This is a genomic window from Paenibacillus septentrionalis (assembly GCF_042659865.1).
Taxonomy (GTDB): domain Bacteria; phylum Bacillota; class Bacilli; order Paenibacillales; family Paenibacillaceae; genus Pristimantibacillus; species Pristimantibacillus septentrionalis.
Genome location: NZ_JBHSTE010000002.1, coordinates 703,539 through 718,094 on the forward strand (window position 1 = coordinate 703,539; position 14,556 = coordinate 718,094).

Consider the following 14,556-nt stretch of genomic DNA (forward strand, 5'->3'; position numbering starts at 1 on the left):
TCTTTGATGTGATTTGCTGTTAGTCAATTACGATTGAATATAACCAGCTTCGTTTCACACATTTCCTCCATGGCATACTTGATGCCTTCCCTGCCTATGCCACTGCTTTTCCACCCACCATATGGCAAATGATCCAGCCGAAAGGTCGGAATATCGTTAATCATTACGCCACCTGCTTGAAGCTTATCTGCTGCATCTAGCGCTATTCCCAGTTGATTTGTGTAGATTCCTGCCTGCAAGCCATATTGCGATTGATTAACCAGCTCAATTCCCTGCTCGATGTTTGAAACGCGATTAATACAAACTAGCGGAGCAAATACCTCTTCTTGAATAACCTTAGCTGATTCGGGCACTTCCACCAAAACAGTTGGCTGCATCAAGCGACCTTCTGCAATTCCTCCTGCCAGCAACCCAGCTCCCTGCTGCATGGCCTCTTTCACCCAGGCCAGCGCTCTAGCTGCAGCTGCCGGATTAATAAGCGCAGAAAGATCTGTATGAGGATCGAGCGGATCACCGAGCACAAGCTGTCTCATTTCTTGCATAAAGTGTTCGATAAAGGATTCATAGATGTCCTCAACGACATAGATGCGCTGCAAGGAAATACATACCTGACCTTGATTGGAAAACGCACCCGCTACACATCTGGCAGCTACTTTAGCGACGTTAACATCACGATCAATAATGACTGCTGAATTGGAGCCAAGTTCAAGGGTTACACGCTTCAGACGCGCGCTGCTTCTTACCTGCTCGCCAACCTTGGGGCTGCCGGTGAAGGAGATATAGTTGACGCGCTCATCCTTAACAATATATTCTGCGATTTCCTTGCCTGGAGCAATTACAACATTCAACGCACCACTTGGCAAGCCCGCCTCATGAAACAAGCCTGCTATAAAGAAAGCAGATAATGGTGTCTGCTCGGCAGGCTTTAGCATAACACTGTTCCCCGCTGCAAATGCAGGGCCAAGCTTATGTGCTACAAGGTTCATAGGAAAATTAAAAGGTGTAATAGCTCCTACTACCCCAACTGGTTCTTTTTTTGTAAACGCAAGTCGATTCTCGCCGCCTGCTACACTGTCTGTCGGGATCGTCTCCCCATATATCCGTTTCGCTTCCTCGGCTGCCAGCTTGAAGGTCGTCGCTGTGCGATCCACCTCGACATACGCAGCCTTAATCGGCTTGGCAGACTCGGCTGCAATCAATCTTGCTGCCTCTTCCCGGCGCGCCATCAATAAGCTGCTTACCTCCTCGAGGATAAGGCTGCGTTCATATGCGGTAAGCATCCGCATTTTTTCCTTGGCTCGAACGGCACTGGTCAGGGCTTGATCTACCTGTTCTAATGAAGCACAGGCGATATCAGCGAGCTTGTCCCCTGAAAATGGTGAGAAAAGCTCAACTTCATAGCTTCCTTCCACCCACCCGCCGTTTATATATAGCTTTTGCTTCATAGCGTTCTCCTCCATCATGCACGACATCGCGGGATTATCGTAAATTGCCATGTTGCACTTCTTTCAGTAGAGCCTGATACTCATCCTCTTGCATATAATTAGTTATTCCACTCAACGCTTCTGCCAAATCACTCGAAACCATTCGATTCGCTCGATAGTATCCCGCAGCCTCGTATTTTGATAAAAACTCAACAACAACCGTTCCCTTCGACTCACCTGCTTCATGACGGACCAAGTCGATCTGTCTGATCCCCATTAATTGAAGCTTGCTTAACGCAAATCGATTCAGCTGCCATGGTGCAATATCGATAAATTTTCGCTTCAATGGGTCAAAGAATCGAATACCTTTAATGTCTGAATGATAAACAAGGAAACCAACTATTTTGGTTTGAGCATGAAGCTTCTTTAAAAAGGCAACCTCCATATTCCTGTCATCTTGACCGAGATTCGATGCACCTGCTGATGAGCCAGCTACATTCCGCTCATAGGTTTTGGGTAAGCTCCCTCTGTCATCCTTATATATTCGAAAGCCGTGCTGCTTATTATTGCTATTATTCATTTTCATCCATCCTATCTGCTTGCTTTCATACTTCTATCATATGTAATTCAATTCAAACGTACAAGGTAAAAAATGAATCATTTTCTTCAAATACATAAATATAAACAAACTGGTTAATTTAACGATGTATCCGATTGTCTTAAAAGGTTCGATGATACAAACAGAAGGGAGAATGGTGGCATGTATTTCTACAAGGAAGATTTAATTAATATGATCGTTCCTGACAAGCCAGATCCAGCTGCAGCCAAAGTCTTGCAGGAGACGCTTGGTGGCCAATTTGGTGAAATGCGCACAATGATGCAGTTTTTTTTCCAAAGCTCGAACTTTCGTGGGAAAGAAAAAAAATATCGTGACTTGCTTCGCGCAGTATTTCTTGAGGAAATTGCACATGTTGAACTCGTGCAAAATACGATCAATCAGCTGCTAAATGGCGCTGGAGATTCAAATGGTGTAGGCAATGCTGGTATTGACGGCGCGCCACTGAACGATGCGATTAAAGACGCGAACCCTCACCATTTTATTATGGGTGCACAAAGCTCCCTGCCTGTCGATGCTGGTGGCAATCCGTGGAATGGTTCCTGGGTGTATTGTCATGGCAACCTGGTTGCGGACATGCTGAACAATGTCGTGCTCGAATCTACTGGTGTACTGCAAAAAACAAGAATATATGAGATGAGCACAAACAAAGCGCTGCGTGAAACATTAGGATTCCTCATTGTTCGCGATAATGCCCATCAAAATGCTTTTGCCAAAGCGCTAGAAACTCTTGGCGTTGAATGGGGTAAAGTATTCCCTGTACCAAATTACGATATCAATAAATATCCGGAGTGCAAAAAGTTTGTTGATATGGGCTTCCACAATGCGTTGTTTAACTTCCGTCTAGATCAAGACTTGCTTGGTGAAATTTTCAACGGTCAAACACCTAGCCGCAATGGGGGCGATCTTAACATTATGCAGCCGCCTGTAGGTTATCCTGTTCCTCAGATGCCAGAAATGCCGAACGAGCATAGCCCTGGACTTTACGATTTGAATAACTAAACTAAAGGGAGACATAAAACAATGGGTATTTTAAGCGGTAATCCAAAAGAACAACCACTGCATTACGGTGAAGTCTATACACTTTGGATGAGTTCATGGGGTGCTAAGGGCTCTGTTTCCTGTTATGAGCTTTACCTTAATCACGCAGGGGACAAGGACCTTAAAAAAATCATTAATGATCTTCTAGATCAAAAGAAGCTTGAAATTAAAGAAATCGACGCAATTCTTTTGGAAAATGGTATTGCTCCACCTCCTGTACTGCCTGAGCGTCCTTCTGTTGAGCTGGACGATATTCCTGTCGGAGCTCGTTTTACAGACCCTGAAATCGCTGCTAAATTATCAGTCGAAGCATCCGCTTCACTTGTCGGTTGCAGCACAGCAATGGGTCAATCCATTCGTGAGGATATCGGTGCACTGTACGGCAAGTACCATTTGACAATGACAGCTCTAGGTTTGCGTATCCTCGAAATGAGCAAAGAAAAAGGCTGGCTTATGCCTCCTCCATTACATGTTCAAGGCAGCGAGGATGCTTAGTGCATAGCCGTACATCGTGATAGCTACTTACAATTGTTCATAAGCATAATCAATGGAACATCGAGGGAAACGAGCCAATACTGGGCTTCATTTCCCTTTTTGTTATACGCTCATAAGAAGCACTTTTCCTTTAACGCCTTCAGCAGCTTCAACGGCATCAATCGCGCTTATGAATTCAGTTAACTCAAATTTCGCTTGGACATCCATTACACGCAACTTATTATGATCGACTAAGGCAAACAAATGATGAAAGACGTCATGCCATTTGCTTAATGAGACAGCGTGATTCCAATTTCTTAGATGAAATATAGTAGCATCAAGCTTTCCCTTATTAATAAGATCTGCCCAGTTAAGCTGTTGCCCCGATAATAAACCGATGGATAAAAATTTCCCATTAGGTTGTACACAGGAAGCAAGAGCCTCCCCTGCTATACCTCCGACAGAATCAATCGCAGCATATGCACCTGCACCTTTTGTTAATTCCATCACGGTATCATAAAGGGGAGCATTGGATGTATTGATGACATACGAGGCACCCGTGCTAAGCAGTCCCTTCGTGTAGTGTTCGTTACGCGTAACAGCAATTAAACGGAATCCAAGCAGCTTTGCCAATTGCGCATAAATATGCCCTATTGCCGAGCCGCCTGCATTGATTATCAAAACATCATTCGGTGTTAATCGGAGTATCTCTGTGCAGGTGACCCATGCCGTTACCGGGTTAATATACAGCTGTGCTGCCGTTGCATCATCAATACCATTAGGTACTGGTACAGCAAAATTAGCTGAGGTCTTAACATAATCTTGCCACGTTCCTTCACCCCGCAAAGGCAAAACACGTTTACCAATCACGCCTTTTGAAACTAAGCGACCAACATCTTCTACCACGCCCACCCCTTCGTAGCCAGGAATATTCGGCAGTGTAATGCGATGAGCATAAGACCCTCTTATTGGGATCAGATCAGATGGATTGATTGGCCTGGCTATCATGCGTACTAGCACTTCATGTTCCTTTGGTGGCTCGATCTGCCTATTCTCCAGTTTCAATACATCCCTCGGATTGCCGAATTTGGAGAATGTAACACATTTTGCGTTCAACATATTACGCTCCTTTATGATGGAACAGTATCTTCATATCACTATGTTAACTGTAACAGTGACATATAAAAAAAGACAAGGGTTTCCCCTTGTCTTAATCCGTTTCGCATCTTATATGATTGAGTTTCTATTACCCGATAGAACCTTCCATTTCGAATTTGATTAGGCGGTTCATCTCAACCGCGTATTCCATTGGAAGCTCCTTCGTAAATGGCTCGATAAAGCCCATTACGATCATTTGCGTAGCTTCGTCTTCAGAAAGACCACGGCTCATGAGATAGAACAGCTGCTCTTCGGATACTTTAGAAACCGTCGCTTCATGCTCCAAGATAATGTTATCGTTCAAGATTTCATTATATGGAATAGTATCGGAAGTAGACTCGTTGTCCAGAATCAACGTATCACATTTGATGTTGGACTTCGCACCATCGGAGTTGCGTCCGAAGTGAGCTAGACCACGATAAGATACTTTACCGCCATGCTTAGAGATTGATTTGGAGATGATTGTAGAGCTCGTGTCAGGCGCTAGGTGAGTCATTTTTGCACCAGCATCCTGAAGCTGACCTTTACCCGCTACAGCAATTGATAGCACTGTACCTTTCGCTCCACGTCCGCGAAGCACAACTGCTGGGTATTTCATCGTTAGCTTGGAACCGATGTTGCCATCAACCCATTCCATCGATGCATTCTCATCAGCAACCGCACGTTTTGTAACCAGGTTGTAGATGTTTGGCGCCCAGTTTTGAATCGTTGTATAGCGAACTGTTGAATCCTTGCGGCAAATAATTTCAACAACTGCAGAGTGCAGGGAATTCGTGCTGTAAACCGGCGCTGTACAGCCTTCTACGTAATGCACAGATGCACCTTCATCTGCAATAATTAGCGTACGCTCGAATTGACCCATATTTTCAGAGTTAATACGGAAGTAAGCCTGCAATGGAATTTCACATCTTACGCCTTTTGGTACATAGATGAATGAACCACCAGACCAAACCGCGCTGTTTAGTGCAGCGAATTTATTGTCTGCAGGAGGTACAATTGTACCAAAGTATTCTTTGAAGATCTCAGGATGCTCGCGAAGCGCAGTATCCGTATCTGTGAAGATAACCCCTTGCTTTTCAAGGTCTTCCTGCATATTGTGATAAACAACTTCGGATTCATACTGTGCAGAAACTCCAGCAAGGAACTTTTGCTCTGCTTCAGGAATACCAAGCTTATCGAATGTTTCTTTAATTTCTTGCGGAACTTCTTCCCATGTTTTACCTTGTTTTTCAGAAGGCTTAACATAGTATTGAATATCATTGAAATCAAGCTCGCTCAAATCTCCGCCCCAAGTAGGCATCGGCATTTTGTTGAACTGTTCAAGTGATTTCAAACGGAACTCAAGCATCCATTCCGGCTCATTTTTCATTGATGAAATTGTGCGTACAATTTCTTCCGTTAGACCTTTACCCGACTGAAAAATCGCTTTATGCTCGTCACGGAAGCCATATTTGTACTCACCTAAATCCGGCATTGACTTTGCCATGATCTGTCACACTCCTTTTTAACTGCCTTAAAATTTATACGTTAATGCGTCTGTGGCTCGATTCCTTTTTTCAGTGCGTTCCACGCAAGCGTAGCACACTTAATGCGAGCAGGGAACTTATTCACGCCAGATAGCGCCTCAATGTCCTCTAGCTCATCAAATTCCACCTCTTCACCCTGCATTAATGCCGAAAAGCGTTCAGCAAGCGACAACGCCTCTTCATACGTTCGGCCCTTAACCGCCTCCGTCATCATTGATGCAGAGCTCATGCTTATGGAGCAGCCTTCTCCTGTGAAGCGCGCATCTGTTACAACGCCGTTATCCACCTGCAACTGTAAGGAAATGCGATCACCGCATGTCGGATTGTTAAGCTGAACCGTTACAGATTCGTCTTGCAATTCTCCACGGTTGCGCGGGTTTTTATAATGATCCATAATGACACGACGATACAAATCATTCAATTCCATAGCCGAAGAACTCCTTTGTTTGATTCAGTGCATCGGCCAACTGATCGATTTCATCCGTTGTGTTGTATATATAAAAGCTTGCGCGTGCGGTAGCTGACACATTCAACCAGCGCATTAACGGCTGACAGCAATGGTGTCCTGCACGAATCGCAATGCCTTTCGTATCTAATACGGTAGCCACATCGTGTGGATGCACATCATCAAGATTAAACGTTACAAGACCTGTACGATTTTCTCGTGGTCCGTAGATCGACAAACCACCAATATTGGATAAAACATCAAGCGCATAGTTTGTCAATTGTCTAGCATGCTCGTCTACTGCATCCATGCCGATTTCTTCGAGAAAATCAATCGCGGCGCCTAAGCCAACAGCACCAGCGATAATAGGCGTTCCTCCTTCAAATCGATAAGGAACATCCTTCCACGTAGAGTCATACAGTTCTACAAAATCAATCATTTCACCGCCATATTCAATCGGCTCCATATTTTCAAGAAGCTGACGTCTGCCATATAATGCGCCAATTCCTGTTGGACCGCACATCTTATGACCAGACAAGGCATAGAAGTCAACGTCAAGATCCTGCACATCTACTTTCATATGCGGTGTGCTTTGTGCTCCATCTACTACCATTACTGCGCCATTACGGTGAGCGATAGCAGCAAGCTCCTTAATCGGATTAACGCAGCCAAGCACGTTGGACACATAGGTGACAGATACGATTTTCGTATTCGGTGTAATGACTGTCTCAGCATCTGCAATCGTAATTGTACCATCTGGCTGAAGCGGAATATACTTCAATGTCGCTCCAGTTGCCTTTGCAACCTGCTGCCAAGGAATTAAGTTACTGTGATGCTCCATTGGGGTAATGACAATCTCATCCCCCTCACGGCAAACACTGCGCGCATAGCTTGAAGCAACAAGATTCAGCGCGGTTGTTGTACCGCGTGTAAACACAATTTGCTCTGGAGATGGCGCATTGATAAACTTGGCAACCTTCTCGCGAGCTCCTTCATACGCATCTGTTGCACGAGAGCCTAATGAATGGACTCCGCGATGCACATTGGCATGATCTAGCTCATAATAATTTCTCACCGCATCAATGACGGAACGCGGCTTCTGAGAAGATGCCGCGCTGTCAAGATAAACGAGCGGATGCCCGTTTATCTCTTGATGCAATATCGGAAATTGTTCCCGTATCGCATTTATATTCATCCCTCAAGCTTCCTTTCAAGAAGTTGGTTCAATTGATCGCGTACAGCTTCAACTGGTACTTCATCAACGACTGGCGCCAAGAAGCCATGAATAATTAAACGTTCTGCATCTGGCTTCGTAATCCCGCGAGACATTAGATAGTACACCTGCTCAGGATTAACCTGACCAACGCTGGCAGCATGACCTGCAGTAACGTCATCCTCATCAATTAGAAGAATTGGATTGGCGTCGCCGCGTGCTTTTGAGCTTAGCATAAGCACTTTCTCAGCTTGAACACCGTTCGCTTTTGTTGCACCGTGCTCAATTTTGGTAATGCCATTGATAATCGCTGATGCAGAATCACGCATAACTGCACGTGTAATCATATTGCTATCAGAGCTTTTACCGAAATGAACAGCTTGTGTAGTCAAGCTCATTTGTTGCTTGTGTTGACCAACACTGATCACTTTCGTATCGGAGGTAGAACCATGGCCAACAAGTACTGATTTTGTATCAGAAACCGTATTGCCGTCGTTCAAATCACCGATAATCCATTCAATACGTCCGTCTTTTTCCACAACAGCACGACGAAGAGATAGATCAACACCGCTCTCGCCTAATGCATGTACGGAGCCGAAACGCACCAATGCACCTGGTTTAACAAACACTTCTACGATTGCAGGGTGTGTGAACTCTGCTGTAACGGAATCTTTAGCTGTAACGACAGAATCAACATAGGTTACACGGCTATTGTCCTCTGCCACAATCAAAATATGTGGTGCGAACGTTGCTTCCGCTTTGTCATTGTACAGAATCGCTTGAAGTGGCAGTTCAACTTCAACATTTTTTGGCACGTATACGAATACGCCGCCATTCCACAGTGCTGCATTGAGCGCTGTAAGTTTATTCTCATCAAGCTTAATAGCTTGGAACAAGTATTTTTCAACAAGCTCGCTATGCTCCTTAGCAGCTGTTTCCAAATCAGTGAAAATAACGCCTTTATCAGCAAGCTCTTTGGAAAGCTGTGACCATACGACACCTGTGTTTTTTTGTACAAGCAAGTTTTCAGTACCTTCTGCAATTAGCTCTTGTACCGTTTGCGGCAGCTCAGTTAATGAGCTTACTGCTGTTGTTGCTTCATATTGACCAACCGCCGTAAGATTCCAGCGCTCAATTTTAACCTTTTCAGGCTTAGGCCACGGCAAAGTTGCAGATAACTCAGCCGCTTGACCACGTTGCGCTACAAGCCAGCTAGGCTCGCCTTTGCTATGTGCTAGCGCCTCCGCGGATTGACGATCGGTCGGAGTTGTTAATTGTGTACTCATTTGTTAATGCCTCCTTCTCCGATTAGGCCTGGCCAACCGTTTCATCTGTAATGCCAAGTTCCTCTTTAACCCAGTCATAGCCATCCTTCTCTAGACGTTGTGCAAGCTCAGGACCGCCAGATTTCACGATGCGACCTTGCATCATAACATGAACGTAGTCTGGTGTAATGTAATCAAGAAGACGTTGGTAATGCGTAATGATCAGGAAGCCGCGATCTTCAGAACGCATTGCATTAACTCCGTTAGCAACAATGCGCAACGCATCGATATCAAGACCAGAGTCAATCTCGTCAAGAATAACCAATTTAGGATCAAGAAGCATCATTTGAAGAATTTCGTTACGTTTTTTCTCACCACCGGAGAAGCCTTCGTTCAAGTAACGATGTGCAAACTCAGGATTCATTTCCAGATCCTTCATTTTAGCTTCCATTTGACGAATGAATTTAATAAGAGAAATTTCATTGCCTTCCTCGCGACGTGCATTGATTGCAGAACGCAAGAAGTCAGAATTTGTTACACCCGGAATTTCGGATGGATATTGCATAGCAAGGAACATACCAGCACGGGCACGCTCATCAACTTCCATTTCCAATACATCTTCACCGTCAAGCGATACTGCACCAGCTGTTACTTCATATTTAGGATGACCCATTAATGCAGAAGCTAGCGTAGATTTACCAGTACCATTCGGTCCCATAATCGCATGGATCTCGCCGCCTTTGATTTCAAGGTTAATTCCTTTAAGAATTTCTTTTCCTTCGATTTCTGCTTTAAGTCCATCGATGATAAATTTCGTCGACATAATATACTATCCCTCCACGGTTATCTACAACTTTGAATGTTGATTCTCAATGATTCTCAATAATTATTATAATTTAATTTTTGTTATAAATCAATCATAACACGTTAACAAACACGTTTATTACCATACCTTTTTATATCGATAGCGCCTGCTTCAGCTTCTCATACTGTTTTCTGAATTCCTCGTCACTTAATACGGGTACAAATTTGCGTTCTGGCAGATGCTCCTCGATACTAACCCAGGATTTGCAGCCGCGGTAAGCATCCTGCATCGTCGTCATAAGAGGCTCGTCCAATCGATAAACACGCAGCACAATAAGATGAAGTGGCTGCGTTTTCTTCCACTTCAATCTTTCCTCTGCAAACTGCTCTGTCCAAATATGCAGCTCTGAAACCGCATGGAGCTTTTCAAGATCATGAATTAGAATGTCCTCAACAACTTCTGCATATCCTTGAAGCTTCATATGCGATTGATCAGGCGACCATTCGTTCATCGTGCCAGCGATTCTCCCCTGGTAAGGCTCCTTCAGCAGATGCTCCTTCTGATGCTCATAAGCAGGCATTAAATAAAACTGGTGGGAGCTTAGCTCAAAATGTTTAGTCTCCTCAACAATCCCGCCTTTTCTTAGCACGAAAATAAGCTCGCCCTTTAATAGCGAATCGACGGTTACTGCCCATTCCTTAAATGCAACGGTTTCTTGATTCAGCACAAGCTTCACTCCTTTACAAAGGTAATAAATGTAATGATTCATTTCTATAAATGATATATTTTCTAATTCCGAGGTTTTTTCAAGGAATTAAGAAATTTTATATTCCATGCGGTATCATTATCTATTATACTATAAGTTATGGTGTATGAACGATACTGATTTGGAGGTGGGCGATATGTCTACATATCATCCTTTAACAGAGCAAGAAGCGATCAACATTGCTCGCAATATTGAACAGTTTTTCCCTGCGGACGCCTCTTTAAGCTGTAAGGAAATTGGCGATGGCAACTTGAATCTTGTGTTCCACATTACAGATTCCGTTAGTGGAAAAAGTCTTATCATGAAACAGGCTCTTCCTTACGCTAAAGTAGTCGGCGAGTCCTGGCCACTAACACTGGATCGTGCACGAATCGAAAGTGAAAAGTTAATGCTTGAAGGCAAGCTTGCACCCGGACTTGTTCCACAAGTCTACCAATATGATCCTGTATTATCTTTAACAGTAATGGAGGATTTGAGCGATCATGTCATTATGCGCCGCGGGTTGATCGAAGGAAATGAGTACCCGCTTTTCGCTGGACATATTTCCACCTTTTTAGCCAATACACTGTTTTTCACTTCCGATCTTGGCATGAATCAGCAGGAGAAGAAGCTGCAAGTAAAAAACTTTATTAACCCTGAACTGTGTAAAATAACCGAGGATCTCATTTTTGATGATCCTTATACCGTATCGGATAACAACAATATTGAAGCAGCAATCGAGGATGCTGCAGCGGCACTGCGCAGCAACGATGCGCTGCATCTTGAAGTTGCAATCTTGCGCGAAAAGTTTTTGACGAAAGCTGAAGCCCTGCTGCATGGCGATCTTCATACGGGCAGTATTTTTATTAAAAAGGACTCAACAAAGGTAATTGATCCTGAGTTTGCATTCTATGGCCCGATGGGCTTTGATATTGGCGCCATTATCGCCAATCTTCTATTGAATTATGCTGGACAAGCGTTCTGGACGAAGGATGATGCTGATCGTGAAGCGTTCCGCAATGAGCTGTTGAATACGATCGTATCAATATGGGAGCAGTTCCATGACAAATTCCTGGCTTTATGGGAAGCTCACGGTGTAGATCGTCTTGCTAATGAAGCTAAGGGCTATAAGGAATACTATATGAAGCATGTGCTGCAGGATACTATTGGTTTCGCTGGAGCAAAAATGATTCGTCGCATTGTTGGACTAGCTCATGTTGCAGATATTGATCGCATCGAGGATGCTGCTATACGCAATGCTGCACAACGTCAGGCACTAAACATTGGAACAGAGCTAATTGTTCGCAATCGATCCATTCAATCGATCTACGAGCTTATCGATATTGTAAAAAGCAACTAGAATACGGAGAAAAGAGGAATTATAAACAATGAGTGAAGCTTATGTAGGCTTGGAATCAGTCAAATGGAATAACGGTCAAGTGGACTTGCTGGATCAACGACTGCTTCCTGAAGAGATTGTATATTTGCCGCTGACAACGAAAGAAGATGTATGGGAAGCAATTCGTCACTTGAAGGTACGCGGTGCTCCAGCTATTGGAATTGCTGCTGCTTATGGGGTTGTTGTAGCAAGCCAAGCTGCTGAAACGATTGAAGCGTGGCAGAAAGCTGTTATTGAATCTGCACAGTATCTAGCCACTTCACGCCCAACTGCTGTAAACCTGTTCTGGGCGCTTGACCGAATGAAAGCAGCTGCAGAGCAAATTATTGCACAAGGCTTCTCTCTTGAGGATAGTAAAAAGGCTCTTGAAAATGAAGCCATTGCGATTCAACAGCAGGATGAAGAAACGAATCGTGCAATTGGCGAGTATGCTTTGTCACTATTTAAAGAGGATATGGGCGTACTTACACATTGCAACGCTGGCGGGCTCGCAACTGCAAAGTATGGTACTGCTCTTGCGCCGTTCTACTTGGCTAAGGAACGCGGCATGAAGCTGCGTGTATTCGCAGACGAAACTCGTCCTGTGCTGCAGGGTGCACGCTTGACAGCTTTCGAGCTGCATCAAGCTGGTGTTGATGTTACGCTAATTTGCGATAATATGGCTGGTATGGTCATGTCCAAGGGCTGGATCGATGCTGTGATTGTAGGTACAGACCGCGTTGCTGCCAATGGCGATGTAGCGAATAAAATCGGAACGTACAGTGTCGCTGTGCTTGCAAAAGCTCATGGCATCCCATTCTATGTTGCATGCCCGCTTTCAACCATTGATTTGAACACGCCAACTGGATCAGAAATTCCGATTGAAGAGCGTCCTGATGAAGAAATTACAGAAGGCTTTGGGAAGCGTACTGCTCCTCAAGGTGTTAAAGTATTCAACCCTGCATTCGATATTACGCCTAACGAGTATGTTGCAGGCATCATTACGGAAAAAGGAATCGTAACAGCTCCTTATGAGGAAAATCTTCGCAAGCTGTTCGAAAACTAAACTATTCGATCTATGTAAACATGCTGGTAGCTACGTGTGACACGCGGCTTGCCAGCATGTTTTTTATCTGCCTTTTTATCTGCCTATAACATTAGCTCTAAAGCGTCAATCCCACGCATGCCTACGGTTACCCCTAAGCGCTCTGCTTCATGTGTAACCGATTCAAGCGGCGCGTGAAGCAGTTCATCTAACGTTCTAACGCCAACCGCTCTTGCTGCAATGATTTGACGATCCTTTAACTTGTCATTAAGGAGTGCCACATCTAACGCACCACACATAATATAGCCTTTATCAGAAGAAATTGATAACAACGATGTTTTGGGAAGCTTAACCTCTGTTCCTATTACTGTTGCACCGCTTGGCAACGTAATCGGTATCATCTTGATCATTTGCAGTTCACCTCATATCGCGTTTTATACACGATATGCATGACAGAAGGCGGATGTGTACGAAGCAAACGCCCTTACTGAGGGTAGAGCCAACTTCATGATTAGATTATTTATTTTCGTAAATAATGTAGCTTTCATCCAAAATGACCTTCTGGTACACTTTTTCTTTCAGCTCTATAATCAGCTTTTCCTGATTCAAAACAACATCCATGCCGACAGTCTCTGCAACTGATCGTAGCGGCAAATACGTTGTGTTATACTTTCCAATCGAATCGACTGGCGTTCAATTGCTGCCCTTTAGTTTGAACGTAGTGCCACGATTTAGATTCGACATACATTCACAGGAAAACGAGTTAAAAACTAGAAAAATAAGCATTTCATCCTAGAAATCAAAACAACAATATCATAAGTCATAGGACTTTTGAAATACCTTCAATCATGTTATAGTAGAGTTATCTTATTACGCGGAGGAATTGAAAGATGAGCAAGACATCGTATGTCTATAATGTACAGTTTCTAATTGAGGATGAACATCATGCATCCGCGTTAGCACAACTTCTCAATAAAATTAATGCAGCAGGTTTTATAGACTATAAAGTAATTTCTGGCATCGAACTTGGAACTGAAATAGATACACGACTTATGAAAGCAAGTTCAAAATCATCTGTCCCTACTCAGTTGCCTGATCAAAAAGACAATACGCCTAAAGCTTCAGAAGCAGCAGTACAGCAAGGTAATCAATTGTCGCTAGGCATGGAATTATTCCGCCAATGCAAAGACCAAAACAAGCTCATCCGACTAATTGTCAATCGTGGACTCGGAATTGTCATAAGCATACCGTGCCGTGTTATTAATATTGATGAAAATGACTCATTAATAACGGTTTATCATGTAGACGAAAAGCAAGTTTATACCTTTAGATTGAACGAAATTGAAGACTTTATTGAATCATAAACAATGACAAAAAAGACTGAGACGCTTTCCGAATAGGGATGGCAACTCAGTCTTTTT

15 protein-coding genes are annotated in these 14,556 nt (G+C 43.7%); 5 read left to right on the forward strand and 10 right to left on the reverse strand.

The features are described from left to right. Positions 1 to 23 precede the first annotated feature (23 nt). Together ACFP56_RS08365 and ACFP56_RS08370 are read right to left on the reverse strand one after the other, a co-directional pair. Entirely contained in the window at positions 24 to 1,445 is a 1,422-nt protein-coding gene (locus ACFP56_RS08365; protein ID WP_379233206.1) for an aldehyde dehydrogenase family protein, read from the reverse strand. Positions 1,446 to 1,479: 34 nt separating this feature from the next. After that, positions 1,480 to 2,004, reverse strand: a complete 525-nt coding sequence (locus tag ACFP56_RS08370; RefSeq protein WP_379233208.1) for a hypothetical protein — start codon at positions 2,002 to 2,004, stop codon at positions 1,480 to 1,482. Positions 2,005 to 2,184: 180 nt separating this feature from the next. Here ACFP56_RS08370 and ACFP56_RS08375 point away from each other — a divergent pair, with 180 nt between their 5' ends. Both ACFP56_RS08375 and ACFP56_RS08380 read left to right on the forward strand, forming a co-directional pair. After that, entirely contained in the window at positions 2,185 to 3,042 is an 858-nt protein-coding gene (locus ACFP56_RS08375; protein ID WP_379233210.1) for a manganese catalase family protein, read from the forward strand. A 21-nt stretch (positions 3,043 to 3,063) separates the two neighbouring features. Next, positions 3,064 to 3,576 carry a DUF3231 family protein gene (locus ACFP56_RS08380; RefSeq protein WP_379233212.1) on the forward strand — a complete coding sequence of 171 codons (513 nt, stop codon included), beginning with the start codon at positions 3,064 to 3,066 and terminating at the stop codon, positions 3,574 to 3,576. Between the two features lie 102 nt (positions 3,577 to 3,678). On the opposite strand, the gene ACFP56_RS08385 is transcribed toward ACFP56_RS08380, so the two are convergent. From ACFP56_RS08385 to ACFP56_RS08415, 7 genes are all read right to left on the reverse strand, one after another. After that, positions 3,679 to 4,674 (reverse strand): zinc-dependent alcohol dehydrogenase family protein, encoded by a 996-nt coding sequence (locus ACFP56_RS08385; RefSeq protein ID WP_379233214.1) that lies wholly within the window; start codon positions 4,672 to 4,674, stop codon positions 3,679 to 3,681. A 127-nt stretch (positions 4,675 to 4,801) separates the two neighbouring features. After that, on the reverse strand, positions 4,802 to 6,199 hold the full coding sequence (sufB, locus tag ACFP56_RS08390; RefSeq protein WP_379233216.1) for a Fe-S cluster assembly protein SufB: 1,398 nt from the start codon (positions 6,197 to 6,199) through the stop codon (positions 4,802 to 4,804). A gap of 41 nt (positions 6,200 to 6,240) precedes the next feature. Continuing rightward, the gene (gene sufU / locus ACFP56_RS08395; protein ID WP_379233218.1) at positions 6,241 to 6,666 is read right to left on the reverse strand and encodes a Fe-S cluster assembly sulfur transfer protein SufU; all 426 of its coding nucleotides are present in this window, start codon (positions 6,664 to 6,666) and stop codon (positions 6,241 to 6,243) included. Beyond that, positions 6,653 to 7,879 (reverse strand): cysteine desulfurase, encoded by a 1,227-nt coding sequence (locus tag ACFP56_RS08400; protein ID WP_379233220.1) that lies wholly within the window; start codon positions 7,877 to 7,879, stop codon positions 6,653 to 6,655. Before ACFP56_RS08400 ends, sufU begins: the two co-directional genes overlap by 14 nt. Further along, positions 7,876 to 9,183: a Fe-S cluster assembly protein SufD gene (gene sufD, locus ACFP56_RS08405; RefSeq protein ID WP_379233222.1), complete on the reverse strand. Its 1,308-nt coding sequence runs from the start codon at positions 9,181 to 9,183 to the stop codon at positions 7,876 to 7,878. The genes ACFP56_RS08400 and sufD overlap by 4 nt, the downstream gene beginning before the upstream one ends. Positions 9,184 to 9,205: 22 nt before the next feature. Then, a complete protein-coding gene (sufC, locus tag ACFP56_RS08410; RefSeq protein ID WP_379233224.1) occupies positions 9,206 to 9,985 on the reverse strand; it encodes a Fe-S cluster assembly ATPase SufC in 780 nt (259 codons plus the stop codon). 133 nt (positions 9,986 to 10,118) lie between these two features. Next, positions 10,119 to 10,694, reverse strand: a complete 576-nt coding sequence (locus ACFP56_RS08415; protein ID WP_379233226.1) for a DUF1802 family protein — start codon at positions 10,692 to 10,694, stop codon at positions 10,119 to 10,121. Positions 10,695 to 10,869: 175 nt separating this feature from the next. Between ACFP56_RS08415 and mtnK the strand changes: the two genes are divergently transcribed. Further along, on the forward strand, positions 10,870 to 12,072 hold the full coding sequence (mtnK, locus tag ACFP56_RS08420; RefSeq protein ID WP_379233229.1) for an S-methyl-5-thioribose kinase: 1,203 nt from the start codon (positions 10,870 to 10,872) through the stop codon (positions 12,070 to 12,072). 28 nt (positions 12,073 to 12,100) lie between these two features. Beyond that, positions 12,101 to 13,156, forward strand: a complete 1,056-nt coding sequence (mtnA, locus tag ACFP56_RS08425) for an S-methyl-5-thioribose-1-phosphate isomerase (RefSeq protein ID WP_379233231.1) — start codon at positions 12,101 to 12,103, stop codon at positions 13,154 to 13,156. An 83-nt stretch (positions 13,157 to 13,239) separates the two neighbouring features. Here mtnA and ACFP56_RS08430 read toward each other — a convergent pair whose 3' ends face one another. Then, positions 13,240 to 13,545 carry a YunC family protein gene (locus tag ACFP56_RS08430; protein ID WP_379233233.1) on the reverse strand — a complete coding sequence of 102 codons (306 nt, stop codon included), beginning with the start codon at positions 13,543 to 13,545 and terminating at the stop codon, positions 13,240 to 13,242. A 480-nt stretch (positions 13,546 to 14,025) separates the two neighbouring features. Between ACFP56_RS08430 and ACFP56_RS08435 the strand changes: the two genes are divergently transcribed. Beyond that, complete coding sequence (locus ACFP56_RS08435) at positions 14,026 to 14,499, forward strand: hypothetical protein (RefSeq protein WP_379233236.1); 474 nt, start codon at positions 14,026 to 14,028, stop codon at positions 14,497 to 14,499. Positions 14,500 to 14,556: the final 57 nt, after the last annotated feature.